General features: G+C 39.7%; 17 protein-coding genes. 6 read left to right on the top strand and 11 right to left on the bottom strand.

Features of this window, described 5'->3' with window-relative positions:
• The first annotated feature begins 2 nt into the window (after nt 1–2).
• Nucleotides 3–2,777 carry a PD-(D/E)XK nuclease family protein gene (locus QE382_RS03335; RefSeq protein WP_307184677.1) on the top strand — a complete coding sequence of 925 codons (2,775 nt, stop codon included), beginning with the start codon at nt 3–5 and terminating at the stop codon, nt 2,775–2,777.
• 180 nt (nt 2,778–2,957) lie between these two features.
• On the opposite strand, the gene QE382_RS03330 is transcribed toward QE382_RS03335, so the two are convergent.
• The 3 genes from QE382_RS03330 to QE382_RS03320 all read right to left on the bottom strand — a co-directional run bounded on the left by QE382_RS03330 (nt 2,958) and on the right by QE382_RS03320 (nt 5,910).
• The gene (locus QE382_RS03330; protein WP_307184676.1) at nt 2,958–3,827 is read right to left on the bottom strand and encodes a cupin-like domain-containing protein; all 870 of its coding nucleotides are present in this window, start codon (nt 3,825–3,827) and stop codon (nt 2,958–2,960) included.
• 327 nt (nt 3,828–4,154) lie between these two features.
• Entirely contained in the window at nt 4,155–4,925 is a 771-nt protein-coding gene (locus tag QE382_RS03325) for a uroporphyrinogen-III synthase (RefSeq protein ID WP_293957119.1), read from the bottom strand.
• 10 nt (nt 4,926–4,935) lie between these two features.
• Nucleotides 4,936–5,910 (bottom strand): DUF4271 domain-containing protein, encoded by a 975-nt coding sequence (locus QE382_RS03320; protein ID WP_307184675.1) that lies wholly within the window; start codon nt 5,908–5,910, stop codon nt 4,936–4,938.
• A 123-nt stretch (nt 5,911–6,033) separates the two neighbouring features.
• Here QE382_RS03320 and QE382_RS03315 point away from each other — a divergent pair, with 123 nt between their 5' ends.
• On the top strand, nt 6,034–6,618 hold the full coding sequence (locus QE382_RS03315; protein ID WP_307184674.1) for a DNA-3-methyladenine glycosylase I: 585 nt from the start codon (nt 6,034–6,036) through the stop codon (nt 6,616–6,618).
• A 100-nt stretch (nt 6,619–6,718) separates the two neighbouring features.
• On the opposite strand, the gene hpt is transcribed toward QE382_RS03315, so the two are convergent.
• The gene (hpt, locus tag QE382_RS03310) at nt 6,719–7,258 is read right to left on the bottom strand and encodes a hypoxanthine phosphoribosyltransferase (protein WP_307184673.1); all 540 of its coding nucleotides are present in this window, start codon (nt 7,256–7,258) and stop codon (nt 6,719–6,721) included.
• A gap of 27 nt (nt 7,259–7,285) precedes the next feature.
• Nucleotides 7,286–9,460, bottom strand: coding sequence for a transglycosylase domain-containing protein (locus QE382_RS03305; protein WP_307184672.1), 2,175 nt, complete (start codon nt 9,458–9,460; stop codon nt 7,286–7,288).
• Nucleotides 9,461–9,752: 292 nt separating this feature from the next.
• Here QE382_RS03305 and QE382_RS03300 point away from each other — a divergent pair, with 292 nt between their 5' ends.
• Nucleotides 9,753–10,817 (top strand): Mrp/NBP35 family ATP-binding protein, encoded by a 1,065-nt coding sequence (locus QE382_RS03300; RefSeq protein WP_307184671.1) that lies wholly within the window; start codon nt 9,753–9,755, stop codon nt 10,815–10,817.
• Between the two features lie 82 nt (nt 10,818–10,899).
• On the opposite strand, the gene QE382_RS03295 is transcribed toward QE382_RS03300, so the two are convergent.
• The 5 genes from QE382_RS03295 to QE382_RS03275 all read right to left on the bottom strand — a co-directional run bounded on the left by QE382_RS03295 (nt 10,900) and on the right by QE382_RS03275 (nt 15,303).
• Nucleotides 10,900–11,667 carry an exodeoxyribonuclease III gene (locus QE382_RS03295; protein ID WP_307184670.1) on the bottom strand — a complete coding sequence of 256 codons (768 nt, stop codon included), beginning with the start codon at nt 11,665–11,667 and terminating at the stop codon, nt 10,900–10,902.
• Between the two features lie 74 nt (nt 11,668–11,741).
• Complete coding sequence (locus QE382_RS03290; RefSeq protein WP_307184669.1) at nt 11,742–12,500, bottom strand: peptidylprolyl isomerase; 759 nt, start codon at nt 12,498–12,500, stop codon at nt 11,742–11,744.
• A 55-nt stretch (nt 12,501–12,555) separates the two neighbouring features.
• On the bottom strand, nt 12,556–12,903 hold the full coding sequence (locus QE382_RS03285) for a hypothetical protein (protein ID WP_307184668.1): 348 nt from the start codon (nt 12,901–12,903) through the stop codon (nt 12,556–12,558).
• Nucleotides 12,900–13,346 (bottom strand): low molecular weight protein-tyrosine-phosphatase, encoded by a 447-nt coding sequence (locus QE382_RS03280; protein WP_307184667.1) that lies wholly within the window; start codon nt 13,344–13,346, stop codon nt 12,900–12,902. Before QE382_RS03280 ends, QE382_RS03285 begins: the two co-directional genes overlap by 4 nt.
• A gap of 403 nt (nt 13,347–13,749) precedes the next feature.
• A complete protein-coding gene (locus tag QE382_RS03275) occupies nt 13,750–15,303 on the bottom strand; it encodes a Do family serine endopeptidase (RefSeq protein ID WP_307184666.1) in 1,554 nt (517 codons plus the stop codon).
• A gap of 230 nt (nt 15,304–15,533) precedes the next feature.
• Between QE382_RS03275 and dapF the strand changes: the two genes are divergently transcribed.
• Together dapF and QE382_RS03265 are read left to right on the top strand one after the other, a co-directional pair.
• The gene (dapF, locus tag QE382_RS03270; protein WP_307184665.1) at nt 15,534–16,337 is read left to right on the top strand and encodes a diaminopimelate epimerase; all 804 of its coding nucleotides are present in this window, start codon (nt 15,534–15,536) and stop codon (nt 16,335–16,337) included.
• A 120-nt stretch (nt 16,338–16,457) separates the two neighbouring features.
• On the top strand, nt 16,458–19,343 hold the full coding sequence (locus QE382_RS03265; protein ID WP_307184664.1) for a DEAD/DEAH box helicase: 2,886 nt from the start codon (nt 16,458–16,460) through the stop codon (nt 19,341–19,343).
• Nucleotides 19,344–19,357: 14 nt separating this feature from the next.
• Here QE382_RS03265 and QE382_RS03260 read toward each other — a convergent pair whose 3' ends face one another.
• Complete coding sequence (locus tag QE382_RS03260) at nt 19,358–20,164, bottom strand: AraC family transcriptional regulator (RefSeq protein ID WP_307184663.1); 807 nt, start codon at nt 20,162–20,164, stop codon at nt 19,358–19,360.
• Between the two features lie 252 nt (nt 20,165–20,416).
• Here QE382_RS03260 and QE382_RS03255 point away from each other — a divergent pair, with 252 nt between their 5' ends.
• Nucleotides 20,417–21,466 carry an HlyD family secretion protein gene (locus QE382_RS03255; protein WP_307184662.1) on the top strand — a complete coding sequence of 350 codons (1,050 nt, stop codon included), beginning with the start codon at nt 20,417–20,419 and terminating at the stop codon, nt 21,464–21,466.
• The last annotated feature ends 6 nt before the right edge of the window (nt 21,467–21,472 follow it).

Raw genomic sequence — 21,472 nt, 5'->3', positions numbered from 1 at the left:
CGATGCAGACAGCCTTTCTAAAATTAGTAGCAACAGATATTCAAAAGCGTTTTGGAAACGATCTGAGTGAGATTGCCATCGTCTTTAATAATAAACGGCCAATTACCTATCTCAAAAAACATCTTTCCGAAGTGTACGGACAGGCGATCTGGTCTCCTCAGTTTTTTACGATTCAGGAATTTTTTAGACGTTCGACCGATGATACCGAAGCCAGTCCTTTGACACAATTTTTCCACCTTTTTAATATCCATAATGAGTTATTGGTGATTGAAGGAAAACAGCCAGAAACCTTGGAAGAGTTTTATCCAATTGCCGAAATAATACTGAGTGACTTCGGCCAGCTCGATTACGACCTTGTTCCTATTGAGCAGATCTATCTTGAACTTTATGACAACACGAAAATCGACATTGCATTTCAACATCTAACCCAAGAACAGCAAGAGTTTATCCGTCAATTTTGGCAGTCTTTTTCCATTGCTGGACATAGTGGCGTACAAGAGCGCTTTCTGCAACTTTGGAAAAGACTACCTGTATTATATAGTCGATTTAAGGAAAAGCTTAAAGCAGAAGGACAAACCAACTATCCAACCATTTACCGCGATCTAGCTGAAGGCAAGGCTACATATCAGCAGTTTGCATCATCCTATCAACATATCCTTTTTGTCGGTTTTAATGCTTTAAACAAAGTCGAAGCAAAATTATTTAGGCAATGGCAAGAGGAAGGCCGCGCGCTATTTTACTTCGATGCTGATGCCTATTACCTGGAAGACACCATGCAGGAGGCCGGGCTATTTATTCGTCGAAATATTTTCCAAACAGGCTTGGTCAATGCCCTCGGCGATAGCCCGAATATTATTGGCAATAGAACCTCAACCGTAAATCTATATGCTAGCACCGGCAAGATCAGCCAAACAAAATTACTGCACGACATCCTCGAACAGCACAAGAATATGGAGCAGACCTCCGCTATTCTTCTAGCAGATGAAAATCTACTGGTTCCTTTACTGCAAAGTTTACCAGATGTAAAACCTAATATCACTACGGGTTACCCCTTGACGCAGTCTCCTATTTATGGCTTACTGGATCTATGGATGGAGGTACATTTGGAGATATCACAGTTTAAAAGACGGAAACTTTCCTATCAAATCATAGAGACCTTCATAAATCATCCGCTGAGTATGGTTTCCTTAGCAGACAAACTTCAGATTCAGAAAGAGATTGCCGACAAACAACTCTTCGAAATCACATTGGAAGAGCTTCATTTCAAAAGCTCCTTACCACAATTTTTTGTACCTATCGAAAATTCAGCTCATTTGGTACCTGCGCTCATCCTGCTCGTCGATGATTTGTTACATAGCATCTCATCTCAAGACCGTATCCGCCAAATTGACAACAATCTCCTAATCGAAACAAAAAAAACCTTGAACCAGCTCTTACTGGGCTTTGAAACTGTTGCCCCATTAAGTATCAGCTTCCAGATCGGTTTGATAAAAAAAGCCATTGCTCCAATAAATTCCGCCATAGAAGGGGATCCACTCGAAGGCATACAAATCATGGGGCTCTTGGAAAGCCGTTGCTTAAATTTTGACAACATCTATATCCTGGGCGCTAATGAGGGCATCCTACCCAAAACCTCCAATTCACCCACCTTTATACCCAATAGCCTCAGGAGCGCGTATGGTCTTCCTATATTGGAAAATCAGAATGCCCTATCGGCCTATTTGTTTTATCGGCATTTTCAATACAGTGAGGGAATACATATTTTCTACAATGGTTTAGTTGATGAAAGCTCCACTGGTGAAGAAAGCCGGTTTATCAAACAGCTAGAATTTGAAAGCAAATTTCAGTTTGACCGAAAAGTTCAACAACAGCCCATCCAATTTGCAGATAAAGCGCAAGAGATCGTTATCCAAAAGCGTGGCGAAATATGGAAAAAAATGTACGAGGACTTTATCGTTAACCAGAAAAAGATATCGGCGACCGCACTGACGACATACCTGCAATCTCCATTACAGTTTTTCCTAAAACATATTGCCAACATCAAAGAGCCACCTTCACTGTCTCAGGAATTTGAAATGAATAAGCTCGGAACAGTCATCCATAATGTCATGGAGGATATATTCCTACCCTTCAAGGGAAAACAGGAGTTTACACCAACACGTATTCTTCGAGGGCAGATAGACCGTATCGAGGCATATGTGACCCGAGAAATAGGCATTCAATATCAGATCGAAATAAAAGAAGAAAAGGACTTAAATAGCTTGCAGCGGATCATGCTGAAAATTGCCTGCGAGTATGTCAAAATGTATCTCGAATATGACATCGATAACTATAAATCATTTCGGATTATTGAACTTGAGAACGATACCGATTATATCTTGCCATTCCCGCTACAGATCAATGGAGAAGAACATCAAGTCTCACTATATGGTATTATCGACCGTGTAGATGAGGTGGTAACCCACGACGACCGTATTATCAGCAGAATTGTCGATTACAAAACGGGCGGAGATTCGATCCTATTCAAAGAAATCGATCAGGTATTTGCTCCCAATACCGAAAATAAGGCCATGGTGCAGACGCTATTTTATGCCTATGTATTTGAACAGAAAACAGGAAGAAAACAACTTGAACCTCATCTCTACGTTGCGCGCAAAATGCGGGAAGAGGGAACCTTATTCAGCGGTAAAGAGGGAATATTGACCGATGAATTTCTCGCATTCCAAAAAGAGAATTTTATCAAATTCTTGCGCGCCTATCCTACAAGAGATCTTTAATCCGAATATTCCATTTCGGCATAATCCAGAAACAGTCGTTTATCCAAGCGATCCTTATACGTTATTTTATCGAGAAGCAAGCAGATGGGCCGAAGTAGAAGAATAAAAGGAACTACGGTTTGACAAGAGAAGCCAGACTAAACAGAAAGGGGACATTGCATTTGGTGTCCCCTTTCTATATTAACGCGCTTTTCTTTTTATTGCGTTATGGGCGCGACGTTTCGCTGTATTGATTTTATAGTTGAACCAATGCCCCTTGAAGATCTTTCGCATCGTATTATCAAAATGTCTTGTGATAAACAAATTGCGTGCGCCCTTCAATTTCTCGCTGATTGAATTTGCTAAAGCCCTAACAGAAATAGAATACCCTTCCGTTTCATATTGAATATAATGCCACCATCCCGCGGGCATATATAAAGTCTCTCCAGGGTGAATAACTGCCTCGTAGCCATCTAAATACTTAATTCCAGGATATTCCTCTACATTACTGTATTTGGGATTGGCAATACTATGAAAATTGTATGGCAATTTGTACATCAAATCAGATTGATCATTTGGGAAAAGCCAAATACGCTTTAATCCCTGAAATTGAGAGATAAACACATGTGACATATCAATATCGAAATGATTACGGGTACTCGAACCTTCACCACCAAAAAACATAAAGGGCAACCATTGCAATACCTTGCCACCTGTGACATCGTTATAAATAACGTCATGTTTCAGTTCGGGACGAATTTTAAGCAGATTGAACAAAAACAACCGTAACTCGGTAGGCTCTTTTGTAATCAGATCCAAATATTCAGCAAATGTCATCTGGCCAACAGGAGCGCTGGCAGCACGGTCCATCGATTCCTCTTCTTTTCCGTAGACATCTATTTTTATATCTCCTGCAATTTCTTTAAAGTAATCATAACTCCATTTCTTCCACGCTGGACTTTCTGAACTTATAAAATCTGATATAATGACAGGAAACCCTGGTTTCAGATAATTTTTTAGGAAGTCCTCTGATCGAATGCCCGAAATTTTATCAACTTGCTTTAACTTCACGACTGATTAATTTTGCTTAATTACAAACATAAAAAAATATTTCTACCAAATTTCAAAAATACCACCTATGCGTTATTTTACATAGAATGAATTATACAAAGCAATTTAACAGAAATATACTTAAAATCTCAATGACCTTCGTCATTTTATTATATTTTAACACCTCCGATTCAGCTAAACATCATCCCATAGCTCAATAGACCAACATCAGCAACCTTCTGTTTAACGACCTATGTCCCAACAGCACTTCGCTTGCCAAGCTTCCCAATAGATAACAAAAAAAAGGGTCTTAAGAACCCTTTTTCATATTTACCTTTTGCTAGGCTACTATTTATTTACCTTTTTGATGTATTCTTCAACAGCCATAGTCATACTAGGAGCCTTTGGCGTTGGAGCAGGAATATCTAAAATCAATCCATGATCCAAAAGTGCCTGTTGAGTAGAAGCGCCGAATGCTGCAATCCTTGTATTATTCTGTTTAAAATCTGGGAAGTTATCATATAAAGACTGTACACTGGAAGGACTAAAGAATACGATGACATCGTAAAAAACATCCTTTAGGTCACTTAAATCACTTACAACAGTTCTAAAAAGCACAGCTGGTGTAAACTTATAGCCGTTTTGCTGTAACCAGTTCCTTGTCTCCTCATTGGCTACATCCGAACATGGAAATAAGAAATTCTCACTTTTGTGTTTTTTTAACACGTCTTCAAGGTCTTTCGCCGTCTGTTTACCAAAGAAAATCTTTCGTTTCCGATATTGAATATACTTTTGAAGATAAAGCGCAATGGTCTCCGAAATGCAGAAATACTTCATTTCCGCAGACACTTCAAATCGCATCTCTTCGCAAACTCTAAAATAATGATCTACAGCATTTCTACTTGTAAATATTACGGCAGAATAATCTGCCAAATTCACTTTATCCCTACGCACATCTTTGGCAGGAACGCCCTCTACGTGTATAAAACCTCGAAAATCTAATTTTAACCCGTATTTCTTTGCTAAATCATAATAAGGGGACTTATCGTTTTCAGGTTTCGGTAAAGTTACCAGTACACTTTTTACCTTCTTTGCTCTTTCTACGTCTGAAGTTTGCATATAACCACTTTTAGCTCAATAATCTTAATAGTATTAATATTGGTGCTATTTCTAGGCAACAAAGGTACAAAATTAAATAGGAAATTGAAAATTTATACATCGACATAATATGAGCCGCTGTCTTAAGAAATCGGTAGCAAAAAAGTAATGCCGCTCCAACAATGGCCAAGTGCAGTACAACGCCTACCGATGTTGAGGGTATAAGACTCAATATTAATAGTACAGGAAGCATTAAAAAAAGTGTATTGAAATAAATCAGATACAGCACTGTCACATATTCCTTTACCAACTTCCTAATTTCAAACACAAAGGATAGAAATCGAATAAATCCGATTTTTAACGCAAATAAGCCGCCAACCATCGCCACGGTCTTCATATAATTAGAGAACGTGATAAAATCAAATCTATCTAACTCATATGCATAGAATAGACTCACAAATAACCCCAATGCGCCTGAAAATAATATAAATAGAAAAATAAAAGGCCATGATGTTAAGATTGTATCCTCTTTGCTTACCGATAGCAACACCCGATCATCCCAATACCCCTGAAAAACCAGTTTGATATCAGAAGGGAAAAATATCCGAATCATCCCAACACCAAAAATTAATGCAAGAACCGTGAAAAGAATCCAATTTTCCCGGTGCACTTTAAGTGTCCCATATTGTCTGTCTAACCTGCTAGTTCGCCATTCTCCTTGAAAATATTGCCGCACATCGAAGCTATAAATATTATGAACCATTAGCCCTTCCCTTTCCACTGTTACAATTCGATATTGAGTCTGTAACGCTGGATTCAAGGATGCCAAAACTTCCTCGTTAGGTGTTAAAAGCGAATCCTTTACAATATGTATACTATCAATCCCAATGGTACTACCGTCCTGAACAACGTTTCGATAAGTACGCCCCTGCGCATTCAATTTCGTTATTGCGAATAAAAGAAATAGTACAAATAGAATATGATGTTTGAAGATAGCTGCGCTCATTAAAATGAATTGTCTTTTAACGGCAATGAAATATTCAAGAACCGTCTATAATCGAAACTCTTTAATTGTGGTCGTAAAGTTAGGATAAAAACTTATATTGCATTCAAAAAATCTTTATAGAACATGCACAAAGAAACCACACGCTGCCAATGGTGCGGATCTGACGAACAATATGTTGCCTATCACGATAACGAATGGGGCCGACAAGTCAAAGATGATAAAACCTTATTTGAGTTTTTAGTATTAGAATCAGCACAAGCGGGATTAAGCTGGATCACTATCTTACGTCGAAGAAAAGCATACCAGGAAGCTTTTGCTAATTTTGATGTTGATCAGGTAGCAAACTACAGTAATGAAAATGTAGAACAGTTACTCGCCGGCTCTGGGATTATAAAACATCGCAATAAAATTGAGTCAACCATCACAAATGCGAAGCTTTTCAAAAAAGTGCAGGCCGAACATGGTAGCTTTTACAACTATTTATACAGCTTCTTACCCGAACAGCAGTCCATCATAAACCATTGGTCAAATTTACAACAAGTACCGGCCACGACCGATATTTCTGATAAAATCGCCAAGGATATGAAGAAAAAAGGTTTTAAGTTTTTTGGATCCACCATCTGCTATGCCTATATGCAAGCCGTTGGAATGGTAAATGACCATGTTGAAACTTGCTCTTTTAAATATCCTGCAGATGCAGTATCATAGCCCCCAAAAAACACCAGTGCACTGCAATGTGAAATAGCGCAGTGCGCTGAAAAACTAAGAAAACTTGTTCGTTTCAGACTCGTAGATCATCCAACTTTTTCTAACCCGGTATGTTTTTATAGATATCGGGCAAATTCCGGCCTAGTCCGTTAAAGTCCATGCCATATCCGACCACAAATTCTTTACTTATTTCAAACCCAACATAATTCAATTCCTCAAAATGATACTGCAGCGCGTCAGGTTTGACTAAAAGCGCACAGGCAATGACACTCGCAGGATTTAATTTTTTCACTGCATCCAGCGTATGTTTGAGTGAATGCCCAGAATCAACAATATCTTCCACGATAATCACATCACGACCTTCTAGATTAATACCAAGCCCTAAAAGCTCGTTTAACTCAGATTGGCCCGTTCCGATGTATGATGCTAACTTAATAAATGACATCTCACAAGGAACTTCAATTTGCTTGAGCAAGTCTGCCATAAACATAAAACATCCATTCAATACGCCTATAAAAACAGGCTGTTTATGCTCATAGCGCAGACTTATATCAATTCCCATCAGGCGAACGCGCTTCTGAATCTGCTCCTCTTCAATGAGAGGCTCAAATAACAATCCGTCAATTTCTATGTTTCTCATGCTATTATTATTCTTTCATAACACACACTACTTTTGTGCATCTTTATCTTTTTCCCCTTTTTTACGCCCCAATATCTTGTCAAATAACGATCGCTTTGGCTTATCCTGCTCACCGCTTTCCTCGTCCTTCTTTTCCGTGAGATCCATTTTGTTTAATTTCTTTGGAACAGATACATTTTCGAGATCGTCGCCATGAGAGCTACCATCAAGACGATCGAACAGCAACGGATCTTCTCCCATATCGAATATATCGAGAGAATCCACCACAGCCGGCCTTGCTGCACGCAGGTGTGGTTGCAGAACAACCTCATAAAACCCATAATTTGAGGTTGTTGAATCCACGCTAATCTGTCCGGTTTTCGTCATAATATGACCGTAGGTATTAAAATACCGCAACATATTTCCTTTTAAGTGACCTGTCCAGTCAAAAAAGTTCAACCCTTTTTTGGGTCGGGGAACAATACTTGACAAAAATATACTCTCTCCAAGGCCTAGTTGTGCCGGAGTTTTTCCAAAATAATAGCGTGCAGCTTCGGTTATGCCATAGACATTATTTCCCCATTCGATGACATTGAGATAAACCTCGTACATGCGCTTTTTGCTCACTTGCTGGGAACGCTCCATCAGCCATACCAACAGAATCTCCTCCAGCTTCCGCACAACCGTCTTATTGCGATTTAGAAAAACATTTTTCACCAGCTGCATCGATATCGTACTGGCTCCGCGCTTAAATCCTTTTTCCTTGATGTTTGTAACAATGGACAATTTAAAAGCCTTTTCCTCGAATCCCTTGTGCTTAAAGAAAAATGGATCCTCGGTATTGATCAAGCTAATTTGCATATACCGGGAGATTTGATCGAGAGGTGTAAAATTGCGGTTCTGAGGGCCTACAACGATCTCCCGCATCGGCTTGCCATCTTCATAAGCGGTATACGTGAAAGGTGTGTTTAACATTGCAATATTAGCCTCTCCCCATTTCACTACCTTTAAATCCTTATCGTCCATTTTAGAAGAAAAAAGGAGATTTTCAGGCTTCCTAAATTCAAGAGCAAAATTGAGGTCGTATTGAATATGCCCCTCCACCTGAATACCTTCTAGACCTGGAAATAATCCAACTGGCATAGCATCAAAAAAGTGTTGCGCCTCTATTTTATCCGTGTGAATAGCCAAAAAAAGCTCTTTCTTGGGTTTATGAACATATTTGACGTAGGGAGAAAACACAAAGTCTTTGACCTTTATCGTGCTTTCTTTGCTTACTTCGAGAGAGGACGCTCCGATATTCAGGGCCCCTTGCATTTGGGCCTCAGGAAAGATCACATCTTTACTAGAAATACGCCAGTGATTTACTTTTAAGTTTTTAAATCCCCATTGCCCATGCAGTTCCAGCAATTCTTTATTTCTTCTGTGTGCCTTGTCCAATCGGAAGGATATTTCATCAAAACTTACAGCGAGACCAAATTTGCGTCGCAATAGGGGAAGATTTACGCCCTTTTTATCCGAAAAAAGACGGAGATCACATTCTTGATTATCCGAATCAATTGTTCCCGTCAGATTCCAGGCTGCCTCATGATCGTTTAGCAAAAATTTAGTTTCCATATCACCGCCGTCGATCACAGCAGAAGGAATAACAACACGTTGTGAAGTGCTGTCATCACGATAAGAAAGCTCAAGGCTCTTCAGATCGAGATCATTGGGAATCTTAAAAAACACATTTTTCAACAATCGATCTGCCAAAGCTGCCAGATTCTGTTTCGGATTATCATTTTCTATTGTGTCTTTCTTCTGCTTTTTAAACAGAAAATCGTAGTTACTAATTGAATCCTTTTTTATAAGAGAAACGGTACCGTGATCTAAAATAACCTGTCCCAACTTCACATCCCCGAATAATAAGGGCCATAATTTTACAGATACTGTCAGATCATTAATTTGAGCCAATTGGTCTCTATTTTTAGGCAATAGTTGGATATTCTTAAACTGTACAGCATTAATTCCACGGAAAGCATAATATTGGATCTTCAAATCCAAATCATATTTTTCAAGCAACTTCGCTTTTGCTTTATTGATTACCCCCATGAGCATCGCATCTCTTTTTTGATAAGCATATGCGCCTACTGCAAACGCCAAAACCAAAATAGCAGCTAAAGAGATATAAAGCCATCGCCATTTGCGGGACTTAAAAGTTGTTATAAATCGATTGGACATAATTATTACTAAATGCAAACTCGTGCATATCAACAGTCAAACTTAGATAAATTTGGCTGTATATACAATTATAATTCACGGAAACGATGGTCGCTTCATCCGTGACTTCAGCAAGACAAAATTATTCACAAAACGCATTAATTACATAAAAATGAAAATGTTCCAAAAAAGGGATCTTTCCTAAAAGCCGGCCCTATATATATTAATTTTAATCCCATTAAAAACAGAGAAATGACATGAAATTGATCCGCAATGAGTAGTTTTGTAATCCATGATTACAAATGAACAATAGATGGTTACCAAAGAACAAATATTAAATGCATTATCCTATGTGGAAGAGCCTGATTTGAAAAAGGATCTTGTCACATTGAATATGATTCAAAATATCGGGATCGAAGGTGAAAAAATTTCTTTCGATGTCATTTTAACTACTCCGGCTTGTCCGCTTAAGGACCATATTGAACACGCATGCCGAAACGCCATCGCTCATTTCATCGACAAAAATCTCGAAGTTCAAATCAATATGACTTCCAATGTGATCGGGAAACAAGGCGCACAGGTTTCAGGCATTAAAAACATCATCCTGGTCTCCTCAGGAAAAGGTGGAGTTGGAAAGTCAACTGTTGCCGCCAATTTGGCGCTTGCCCTCCATACTAAAGGAGCTAAAACAGGACTTTTAGACGCTGACATCTATGGGCCATCACTTCCGATTATGTTTGGTCTAGAAGGTGCTAAACCCGGATCAGTAGAAATGCCTGATGGACAGGTTAAAATTGAACCGCTTGAAAAATTTGGACTAAAATTACTTTCAATCGGATTCTTCACCGACCCAAACCAGCCTATCCCATGGCGTGGCCCCATGACCACCTCTGCAATCAAGCAGCTCTTTAATGATGCACACTGGGGTGAACTCGACTATCTAGTGGTCGATATGCCTCCAGGTACAGGCGACATTCATATTACCGTATCACAGACTTTCCCGATTGCGGGTGCAGTCATCGTCACTACGCCGCAGCAAGTTGCCCTAGCTGACGCTGTAAAAGGGATCGGTATGTTTTTAATGGATAGTATCAATATTCCGTTACTGGGCGTGGTCGAGAATATGGCTTATTTTACACCAGCGGAGCTTCCTGATAATAAATATTATATTTTTGGAAAAGACGGCGGAAAAAGGTTAGCTGAAGAATATAAAGTACCTTTCCTTGGCGAGATACCACTTTTAAAAGGTATTTCTGATGCTGGAGATAATGGATTCCCCATTGCGATAGACAACGAAGATCCTGTAACAAAATCATTTCTCACGATTGCAGAAAAAGTTGCTCAGCAGCTTTCCATCATTCATAGTCAGTTAAAATAGCTCTTCAAAGGCAGTGATGCTGCTGTTAATCCTACAAAAGGCTTTCATGGGTATGAAAGCCTTTTGTAGGATTAACATTTTATTAGAGCGCCAGCTCTAATACTACCGGACAATGATCGGAATGCACAGCATCTGGCAATATACTGGAAGATTTGATATGATCGGCCAAGGGCTTAGAAACCATATTATAATCAATGCGCCAACCCAAATTCTTTGCGCGCGCTCCAGCACGATAACTCCACCAGGTATACTGGTGCGGATCTGGATTTAGATGGCGAAAAGAGTCAATATAACCCGAATTAATAAAATTCTCCATCCATTCACGCTCTTCCGGAAGAAAGCCCGAAGAGTTCGCATTTGATTTTGGATTATGAATATCGATGGCACGATGGCAAATATTATAATCACCGCAGACAACCAAATTCGGCTTTTCCACCAAAAGCTTATCGCTATACAACTGAAAATCCTTTAAAAAACGGTATTTAAAATCCTGTCTTACGTAGCCAGTTGTACCCGAAGGAAAATAGGTACTCATCACGGATAGTTGATCAAAATCAGCACGGATAATACGACCTTCAAAATCATAATCCTCATGACCACAACCGTATTCCATATGCTTAGGCGTCATCTTGGTAAACAAGGCAACTCCGCTATAGCCCTTCTTCTGCGCTGGATACCAGTAATGCTCATAGCCCATCTCCTCCAATAAGACAACTTCGGGAATCTGATCAGGCGTAGCCTTAATCTCCTGAAGACAGATGACATCTGCATTTACAGCTTTCAACCAGCCCAACCAATCTTTCTTTAAGGCCGCACGCAAACCATTCACATTATAAGTTACTATTTTCATTGTTTATTATTGTGATGCTAGATTATAGAAAAAAGAAACCTTCTCAATCCCTGATATATTACTTCAACATAACGTTAGTAATCCTTTGAAGAGAACAAATCACCAATCTTTGAAAAGATACCCGTTTGAGGTTTTAAACCTTTAAGTTCCCGCTCCAAGTTTAATGCTTCTCGCCGTGTAAGGACATGCATGGTCATTTTTTGATCCGTTTCCGGCCTATCTTGCTGATCTGTCTTTACCGCTGCAATCTGATCGATAACTTCTACACCTTTGACCACCTCACCAAATACGGTATAATTCCAATCTAAATGCGGCGCACCGCCGATAGAGGTGTATACCTGACGTTGGGTTTCAGAAAATCTCTTGCCATTCATTCGGGTCTGCTCTAACCGATTGAGATCTTCAGGACTAAATACCTTTCCCTGAACAAGATAAAACTGAGACCCCGACGAAGCTTTTTCAGGATTATTGTCCCGGGCAGCTCCGATAGCACCTTTTTTGTGAAATAAACCATCCTGAATCTCTGCAGGAATGGTGTATCCAGGCCCCCCATTACCCAACTGAGCTCCGCCAGCCGCATTTTTTGAGTCAGGATCACCGCCTTGAATCATAAAATTCTCAATGACACGGTGGAACAGCGCTCCATCATAATATTGGCTTTTTGCCAATTTGACAAAGTTATCCCGATGTTTTGGCGTTTCATTATACAGCCGCACAACACAGATGCCCTTCTCAGTGACGATCTGTACATATTTAAATTCAGGTTTAGCCGCAAATGCCAAAACCTGTAAAAAGCAGAATACTGCAATTAAACTAGCTTTTAAAAATTTCATCTGTTAATAGTTCTACGTTCCCAATTGAACTTTTATTTTTCTCTTGATATGATCGTTAGATAACATTTAATTCCTCAAAATAATCGATGATCAGCGACTTCATAATCAGTTCTTGTTCCAAAAGTGTATAGTTAGGAATTGGTTTTATTAATTCCCAATGCGGCCACCCCTCCTCATCAAGGCCTTTCAACGTATAAAATCCCATCGCACTGAAAAGACGGCAGGTGGCAATATGCATCAACTCTTCTTTTTCCCGTTTCGAGAATTTCTGGGCACCCTTGCCCAATTCCTGAACACCAATGAGAAATAAACACACCTTGATGTCTGGTTTTTCCATATCAAATAGTGCCGCAATCTCATCCTGCAGGATACTCCATTTCTTGTTAACTTCAGCTGCCTTCATTTTTTTGATTTAATAAAACTAGCCATCACCTCTGCACAACGTTGGTCAATCATCTGAAAAACCGGATCAAACAAATTATCATCAAAATATGGATCCGGAACAATATCGTCTCCTAAAAATAATTTAACCTTGTTCAGATCCGATTTATCTATAGCCTGAGCACAAACATCTGCATAATTTTGTCTATCCATGACAAATATTAGATCATATTCAGCAAAAAACTGTGGTTTAAAATGCTGGGCCCGCTGACTAGATATATCGATACCGTATTTCTTGGCAACTGCGATCGCCCGATGATCAGGTGCCTCACCAATGTGCCAATCACCCGTACCAGCCGATTCAACGACCCAGTTTAATTGTTGATCCAATGCCTTTTGCTTCAATATACCGTGTGCAAGGGGGGAACGACAGATATTCCCCAAACAAACCATTAAAATCTTCATTTTTATAACGTTTAAAAAGCTATACAATAAATATCACGACTGCTATGAAATTCGACTAATTCCGTAAAAGCTCAATTAAGTCAACTAGCCATTCCATCGATTTATTAATAGCACCATATATAGTCGATTGCAATTCCAAAAATTCTGCGTTTATCAAGTGCCGAACTTCTGCTGTACTTCTGTTCCGCAAAATAGCTAAACTAAAATTATTAACGAAACAACCCGCTTAAAAGTGACCAACTTCTTACCAAGCCATGGTTTTCTAATACCCTGACGCTTCTCCCAACCTTTATAAAAGAAATCAACGTAGCGTAAGCAGTTTTTTCGAGCAAAAAAAAGGTGGCCTAACCTAACGGCTAGAGCCACCTAAACTATATTAATCAACCAATTCTTAATTCTATGCTTAATATTCTACTGGGAAGCTCAATTGAACAGCACCACCTTGAGGCGACACACCTTTCAAACGTACAATATTACGTTGTGTTGCTCCTAAAGCGGCTTCAACATCATCCACTGAATTAACAGCCTTTCCGTTGACCTCAGTAATAACTAACCCGCGCTCTACACCGAAGTAATCAAAGATACCACCACGATTCACCTGAGTGACAACAACTCCGGAGTTTACACCCAATTCCTTTTTCTTCTGTGCCGACGCAGGAATAAAGCTTGCTCCTAATTTGTTATAAATTTCGGTTGCGCTTTTCGAAGCTTTTCCGCCAGCATTCGCAGACTTCAACGAATCTTCACCTTTCAATGTCATCGTAACCTGTTTTTCCTTACCATCTCGTTTGTAAGTAACATTTACTTTATCTCCAGGACGCGCACGACCTATAGTTTCACTTAAAACAGGCGAACCTGTAATTACTTTTCCATTAATTTTGGACAATATATCACCTTTCTTGATACCTGCGGCCTCAGCAGCACCACCAGCTACGACATCCTGAACATAAAGACCATCAACATCTGCAAAACCCTTCTCTTTCGCCAATTCAGGTGTTATTTCAGTATAAGTTACCCCGATGTAACCACGTTTTACATTACCGTATTCAACAAAGTCATCAACAATTTTCTTTACCAAATTAACAGGAATCGCAAAACCATAACCCGCATAGGTACCTGTTGGAGAAGCAATAGCGGAATTAATACCGATCAATTCACCCGAAGCATTTGTTAAAGCGCCGCCACTATTACCCCTATTAATTACCGCATCTGTCTGAATAAAAGATTCAATTGCTGAGCTGACAGGAATTTGGTCTTGCCCCCCACCAAATGGGTTACCACGTTGTTGTTGACCTTCACTTAAAATGCCAATCTGACGACCTTTCGCACTAATGATACCTGCAGTCACTGTAGACTGAAGTCCAAGAGGATAGCCAAAAGCCAATACCCATTCGCCAACATTGACATTATCTGAATTACCTAATTTAACAACAGGAAGCCCCTTGCCCGATACTTTCAATAAAGCTAGGTCAGTATTTGGATCACGTCCGATCAATTTGGCTTCAAATGTTCGCTTATCTGTCAATACGACTTCAATCTTGTCTGCATCTTCCACCACATGGTTGTTCGTTACAATATAACCATCGTCTGAGATAATTACACCCGATCCCGATGCTTGTACCGGTTGTGACTGCATTTGACGTCGCCCGCCCCCCTGTGGCATGCCAAAAAACTCTTCAAACATGTCAAACGGAGAACCCTGAGATTGTTGCGAACCCTTACGACTATATGTGGTTTTAATATGTACAACACCCGGTGACACCGCAGCAGCAGCCTGGGTAAAATCAGGGTTACCTGTAGAGGACATTACTCCTGTTGGATTATTTGCAAAATAAACCTTTTGTTTGTCTTCGAAAGACATACCATCAAACTTCTTATTCTCAATAAGCTTGTAACCTCCTAATGCTACCGCTCCACCGAAAACAGCTGTTAATAGCGTTAAACCGACCTTATTCATAAACTTATTTCTATTTTAAAATGTCTTAATATAAGCTGATAATTTTTGCTCTTAAAATTACCGATTTTATTCGGATATGTCCAAATGTAATACCATTTCGAAACCTTCGGAAAATCAGACACGTTAAAAAATGTTAATTACTAGACAAATGCGACCATTTTAACAAATCTTAACTTTATTACGTTTTTTTGTAACAAAAAAACGTACTTTTGTTACTAAAAATCAACAGAATGGCGACAACAATAAGATTCTCTAAATACCAAGGAGCAGGCAATGATTTCATTTTAGTAGATAATCGCCAAAATGCATTTGACAGAGCAGACGAAGCATTGGTAGCGAAGCTATGTGACCGCCGGTTTGGTATTGGTGCTGACGGGCTAATGCTCTTACAGCAGAACGAGAATTACGATTTTGAGATGATTTATTTTAATGCAGATGGTAGAGAAGGAAGCATGTGTGGTAATGGAGGCCGTTGCATTGTCGCCTTTGCTCGCGACCTTGGCATTACCACTGACAAAACTGCCTTTTTGGCAGTAGACGGTGTACACCATGCATCTTTAGCTGCAGATCTTGTCAATCTCCAAATGATCGACGTGCAAGATTTTGCCCGCGATGGAAAAGCCTACGTGTTACAAACAGGTTCTCCACATTATGTTGAATTTGTAGAAAATCTTTCGCATAAGAATGTCTATCAAGATGGCTACGCCATTCGTAATAACGCGACATATGGAAAAGAAGGCATCAATGTAAATTTCATTGAAGCTGAAGGAGATGGTTATTTCCTCCGTACTTTTGAACGCGGTGTCGAAGATGAAACCTACGCCTGCGGCACCGGTGCTACTGCGGCAGCCATGGCCGTCGCCATACAGCAAAATCTCACAGGCGATATTCATATTCCTATCCGTGTATTAGGAGGGCAGCTTTATATCTCCTTCCATAAAAATGGTCAGCATTTTACAAAGGTATTCTTAAAAGGGCCTGCACAGTTTGTCTTCGAGGGTAACTATCAGGTTTCTACAGGCAATCAACACTAATCGCTTCCAGAATATTCAATTCAAGCACGTCAATTTTTAAAATTTCATCGGGCAAATTGCGAGTAATGGTATATTTTATTGTATATTAGATACCTTTATTTACAAGGTCCGCTATTTTTAATGCAACAGTCAAAGTCATTTCCAGTATATAAAATCGTTTATTCCATATGTGAGCACCCTTATCTCGGCTATCTCATTGAGCCACACATGGTCCAACTCAATCCCAATGGGACTTACTCACTCCGATATCAACGCATATTTAGTAATACTGTCGGTGCCTACGCCGCCGAATTGGATGAAGTAGATTACAAACTCATTCGACTGCTTGATGAAATTGAACAAACACACCTCATCAAAAAATACTACAAGAAAGCGATCAGACCTGTAGATTTCTTTTCCAAAGTTTTTGATAAAAAGCTTTATGAACTCCTTCGTCCTAAAATAGATGAAAAAATGATTCAATTTTTTGAAGCTGTTGGCGACAAACCATTCTTTATGATGAGCAAAGATGGGTATCCTGCAGATCAAGAAATTAAACTGGCCACATCCGCTGCCTCAATACTTTTTCATTTCCGTCGAAACGAAGAAGAAACACGCTATTTCCCCACCATAAAATACGAAAATCAGCGTTTGGAGTTTATGTTCAAAAACGCTATCGTGCTGACTAACGTACAAGCGTGGCTACTTCTAAATAATACCCTTTATTATTTCGATCAGACCCTTGAAGGCAAAAAGCTTAGCCCCTTCTTGAACAAACGCTATATTTCTGTCGGTAGAAGCACTGAAAAAAAATATTTTGAAACATTTGTCTGTGGCTTGATAGAACGCTATCATGTTTATGCCGAAGGATTCGACATTGAAACCCATCAGCATCAAGCAATTCCTATCCTTCATTTGATTTACATCAAAGATGGAGTTTCTCAACTTCAACTGCAATTTAAGTATGGTAAACATACCTTTACAGCTGGCGCCGAAAATAAAGTTACTGTTCGCATGGTCTATCAGGAGGAAAATGATCATTACATCTTCCACCGTGTCAAGCGATCTTTACAATGGGAAGAACAGCAACATGAAAATTTAAAAAAACTGGGACTACAGGATTTTGACCTCCAACTCGGTCTGTTGACACCAACCATAACTGCCGGAAAACGGCTTTCCATATTTGACTGGATAAATAATCACCAAGAACAACTGGAGAAACTTGGTTTTCAAATTGTGCAAGACAATGAAGAAAAGCGCTTCTTCATAGGTCAGACCTCGCTGGATATCTCCATTGAAGAAGACAATGATTGGTTTGATATCAGTGCTATCGCAAAATTTGGTCCTTACGAAATCCCATTTATTCAACTGCGCAACCATATCCTCAATAACATTAAGGAATTTACTTTACCGAATGGAGAAATTGCCATGATTCCAGAAGAATGGTTTGCACAGTACAATCATCTATTTCAATTTTCTGCAGATCGCCATGAACTTAAATTAAATAAGGTACACATAGGCCTACTCTTTGAAATTAGCGAACATACGCAACTGATATTTACCCGAAAACTTCAAAATCTGGCCAACTTCGAAGAAATTGCAGATATTCCCGAACCAAAACATTTCAAAGGAAATCTTCGCCCATACCAAAAGGCAGGATACAATTGGTTTAATTTTCTAAAGCAGTATAAGTTTGGAGGCTGTCTTGCGGATGATATGGGTTTAGGTAAAACCATACAAACATTAGCCTTATTGCAGCAACAAAAAGAACTGCTTCAGAATGAACAGGATGTACGTACTTCGCTTTTGGTCTTACCGACTTCATTAGTATATAACTGGCAAAAAGAAGCACATCAATTCGCGCCACAGCTGAACATTCACCTTCATACTGGCAACAATCGCATCAAAGATTCCGCATTATTTTCAAAATATGATTTAATAATCACCACTTACGGAATAGCGCGCATAGACGAAGAGATTTTAAGTAGCTATTATTTTAATTATATTATATTGGATGAAAGCCAAAACATTAAAAACCCGACATCCAAATCTTTCAAAGCCATAAAAAGCCTAAAGAGTAAAAATAAACTGGCCTTAAGTGGAACACCCGTTGAAAATTCGGTTTCGGATCTTTGGGCTCAGATGCACTTCACCAATCCCGGACTGTTGGGAAGTTATACCTATTTCCAGAAGGAGTTTGTGCAGCCCATAGAAAAGAAAAAAGACGAAGAAAAAGCTCAACGACTTCAGGCGATTGTTAAACCGTTTATACTAAGACGTACAAAAGATCAGGTGGCAAAAGAATTACCGCCAAAGACAGAACAGGTACTCTACTGTGAGATGACAGAAAAACAGGCCGAACTCTACGAGAAGGTCAAATCTGAATATCGCAATGCAATCCTCGACGGGCAATTGGAAAACAAACCAAAATCTAGCCAAATTGCACTTTTACAAGGTCTGACAAAGTTGCGGCAGTTAGCCAATCACCCCAGAATGGTGGATGAGAAATTTGCGGGCGATTCCGGTAAGTTCGAATCGGTGATTGAAACCCTGGAAATGGTCATGCAGAGAGGTAACAAAGTACTGATTTTCTCCCAGTTTGTAAAGCAACTCAATATCTTCCGCCAGTATTTTGATCATAAAGGAATAAACTACGCCTACCTAGATGGCGGCACAAAAAATCGGGATGAAGCGGTCAGTCAGTTTCGTAAAAACAACGATACCAAGCTGTTCCTCATTTCGATAAAGGCTGGTGGTGTGGGGCTCAATCTTATTGAAGCAGACTATGTTTTTATCCTAGACCCTTGGTGGAATCCGGCTGTGGAACAACAGGCCGTAGACCGCTCGCACCGCATCGGTCAAACGCGCAATGTCTTTATCTATAAATTTATCAGCAAAGATACCGTTGAAGAAAAGATATTAGCCTTACAGAATAGAAAGAAATCGATCGCACAAAGCCTGATCACAACCGAAGAAAGCTTTATCAAGTCACTTTCTCAGGAAGATCTGCAGGAGCTTTTAGCCTAAAACGATCGCGACTGCTATTTGTATCCATTGATCTTCGCCATATAAATCGATGGACGAATACCCGTCACCCGTGTAAAAATGTTGCTGAAAGAAGAGAGCTCGTTGTAACCCACCCGCATGGCGATTTCGAGAATGGAGTAATCATTTTCAGACATGAGCTCCAGGGCTTTCGCAATTCGTATAGCCCTTAAAAACCGAATATAACTGATGCCCATATCTTCTTTAAAAAGCCTTGATAAGGAGCGGCCACTCATTCCAAAACGCGCAGCTATCTGTTCAATGGTAAAGGACTGATCGATATTACTGTTGAGATACCGAGCCACACTTTTGAGCTTTTCACTTTTAGGATAGGGATGCTGCATCGGAAAAGCATCTATTGGTGAACTCGTATCTGGAATAATTGCCATCATCGCACGCAAGAGACAGTATTTAGAATAATTAGTCATCTTGCTCACCCCGCCAGCCCAATCTCGAGCAAATAAAAACATTTCACGCATCAAATCATTGCTTAGAAATATATTCGGCACCGAAAGCACAGACGGCATATCCGACCTTTCTTTGAAGTAAAAACTATAGAGTGGAATACGAGAGCTTGTACTTTCCAGATGATAAGTGGTATTTGCCGGAATCCACATATAAAATCTTGCAGGCAAATACCAGTGCTTTGTTGCTGTAAATACATGAATAATCCCGCCTTCAGCGTAAAGCAGGCGCGCTTTCTTATGTTTATACTCGCGAGAATCAATACGATTGACGTAGAGGTGGTCGACATAAAAATCATAGTGCTCAGCATCAATCGCTGTAAGTTTATCCGCTTCCATATCCCAAAATTACGTTATTCCGACAATATGGCACAAATAAACAAATATCCGTCCGACTATACAAAACAAATCATTTAAGTCCTACTGTATCTTTGTGCGGGCCATATTCCCAAATAGGAAAATCGATCGGAACTCAAGCCCCATTTAAGTAAAATGCATTGACAAATAGTGATCTAGCAGGTAACTCAGAATCAAATCTGGATCAGAATGCTAAAGCTGAAGAATTTGGAAAATGCGCAAGTAGAATGAATAATGAATAGAAAAGATAAAAAAGACCAAACAAAAGGATTTAATAAAGCGCTCGTGCTCTTTGCGAGTATATTATTATTGACCGGCATTGGCTTCCTGGTCAGGCATCTGATTTTTACTCATCAATATGTAACGACAAATGATGCCCAGATAGATCAATATGTAACCCCTATTGCTAGTCGGATCCCTGGTTTTATCAAAGAAGTCCGATTTGAAGAAAATCAATATGTGCATCAAGGTGACACCCTATTAATTATAGATGCAAGTGAATATCAGACCAAGGTAGATATCGCAAAAGCCGAACTCCAGAGCAGCCAGAGAAATGCCGAGGTCATCAGCAAAACAGCCAATGCGACTGCCAATAGTATTTCGGTTCAAAAGGCAAGATTAGAAGCGGCAAAAGTAAGTGTATGGCAAACGCAACAGGATTATAGTCGATTCAAGAAACTATATGAGGCTGATGCGGCAACCAGACAGCAGTACGACAATGCCAAAGCAGCTTACGATTTGGCATTAGCACAACTACATGCTATGACAGAAGAGTATCATTCCGCACGACTGAATACCAGCAAAGAAAAAGCAAACGAGTTACCTGCAAAAGCGAATATTAACATCAAAAAGGCCGCAAGAACAAATGCCCAGCTTTTCCTTTCCTATGCCGTAGTAACCGCTCCCTATGACGGCTTTGTTGGCAAGCGTACTATACAACCCGGACAATTTGTGAAGGAAGGCCAGACGCTGGCAAATGTAGTTAGCGAAGAGAAATGGATCGATGCAAATTTCAGGGAAACACAGCTCGAAGATCTTATAGAAGGTACTATCGTGACGATACAGGTAGATGCATTTCCCAACCTACTCTTTAAAGGAAAGATCCATTCTTTCTCTCCAGCATCAGGTTCCAAATTTGCCGTGATACCCCAAGATAACGCAACAGGAAACTTCGTAAAAATAGAGCAGCGCATCCCTGTTAAAATTGTCTTTGATGCACGGCAAGATCTTAAAAAACTACGTGGCGGCATGAACGTTGTCATTCATGCTGCCCATCAATCCTAATTTGAC

Origin of the sequence: Sphingobacterium zeae, assembly GCF_030818895.1 — a bacterium.
In the GTDB taxonomy this organism is placed as follows: domain Bacteria; phylum Bacteroidota; class Bacteroidia; order Sphingobacteriales; family Sphingobacteriaceae; genus Sphingobacterium; species Sphingobacterium zeae.
The sequence above is the reverse complement of the archived record's forward strand: the minus strand, read 5'-3'. Positions and strand labels throughout refer to the sequence as shown.

What these genes read in the sequence shown, in the direction of transcription:
- QE382_RS03335 (WP_307184677.1), top strand. Translation starts at nt 3, where the DNA reads ATGCAGACAGCCTTTCTAAAATTAGTAGCAACAGATATTCAAAAGCGT.
- QE382_RS03325 (WP_293957119.1), bottom strand. Translation starts at nt 4,925, where the DNA reads ATGCAAACTTCAGACGTAGAAAGAGCAAAGAAGGTAAAAAGTGTACTG.
- QE382_RS03320 (WP_307184675.1), bottom strand. Translation starts at nt 5,910, where the DNA reads ATGAGCGCAGCTATCTTCAAACATCATATTCTATTTGTACTATTTCTT.
- QE382_RS03315 (WP_307184674.1), top strand. Translation starts at nt 6,034, where the DNA reads ATGCACAAAGAAACCACACGCTGCCAATGGTGCGGATCTGACGAACAA.
- hpt (WP_307184673.1), bottom strand. Translation starts at nt 7,258, where the DNA reads ATGAGAAACATAGAAATTGACGGATTGTTATTTGAGCCTCTCATTGAA.
- QE382_RS03305 (WP_307184672.1), bottom strand. Translation starts at nt 9,460, where the DNA reads ATGTCCAATCGATTTATAACAACTTTTAAGTCCCGCAAATGGCGATGG.
- QE382_RS03300 (WP_307184671.1), top strand. Translation starts at nt 9,753, where the DNA reads ATGGTTACCAAAGAACAAATATTAAATGCATTATCCTATGTGGAAGAG.
- QE382_RS03295 (WP_307184670.1), bottom strand. Translation starts at nt 11,667, where the DNA reads ATGAAAATAGTAACTTATAATGTGAATGGTTTGCGTGCGGCCTTAAAG.
- QE382_RS03290 (WP_307184669.1), bottom strand. Translation starts at nt 12,500, where the DNA reads ATGAAATTTTTAAAAGCTAGTTTAATTGCAGTATTCTGCTTTTTACAG.
- QE382_RS03285 (WP_307184668.1), bottom strand. Translation starts at nt 12,903, where the DNA reads ATGAAGGCAGCTGAAGTTAACAAGAAATGGAGTATCCTGCAGGATGAG.
- QE382_RS03280 (WP_307184667.1), bottom strand. Translation starts at nt 13,346, where the DNA reads ATGAAGATTTTAATGGTTTGTTTGGGGAATATCTGTCGTTCCCCCCTT.
- QE382_RS03275 (WP_307184666.1), bottom strand. Translation starts at nt 15,303, where the DNA reads ATGAATAAGGTCGGTTTAACGCTATTAACAGCTGTTTTCGGTGGAGCG.
- dapF (WP_307184665.1), top strand. Translation starts at nt 15,534, where the DNA reads ATGGCGACAACAATAAGATTCTCTAAATACCAAGGAGCAGGCAATGAT.
- QE382_RS03265 (WP_307184664.1), top strand. Translation starts at nt 16,458, where the DNA reads ATGCAACAGTCAAAGTCATTTCCAGTATATAAAATCGTTTATTCCATA.
- QE382_RS03260 (WP_307184663.1), bottom strand. Translation starts at nt 20,164, where the DNA reads ATGGAAGCGGATAAACTTACAGCGATTGATGCTGAGCACTATGATTTT.
- QE382_RS03255 (WP_307184662.1), top strand. Translation starts at nt 20,417, where the DNA reads ATGAATAGAAAAGATAAAAAAGACCAAACAAAAGGATTTAATAAAGCG.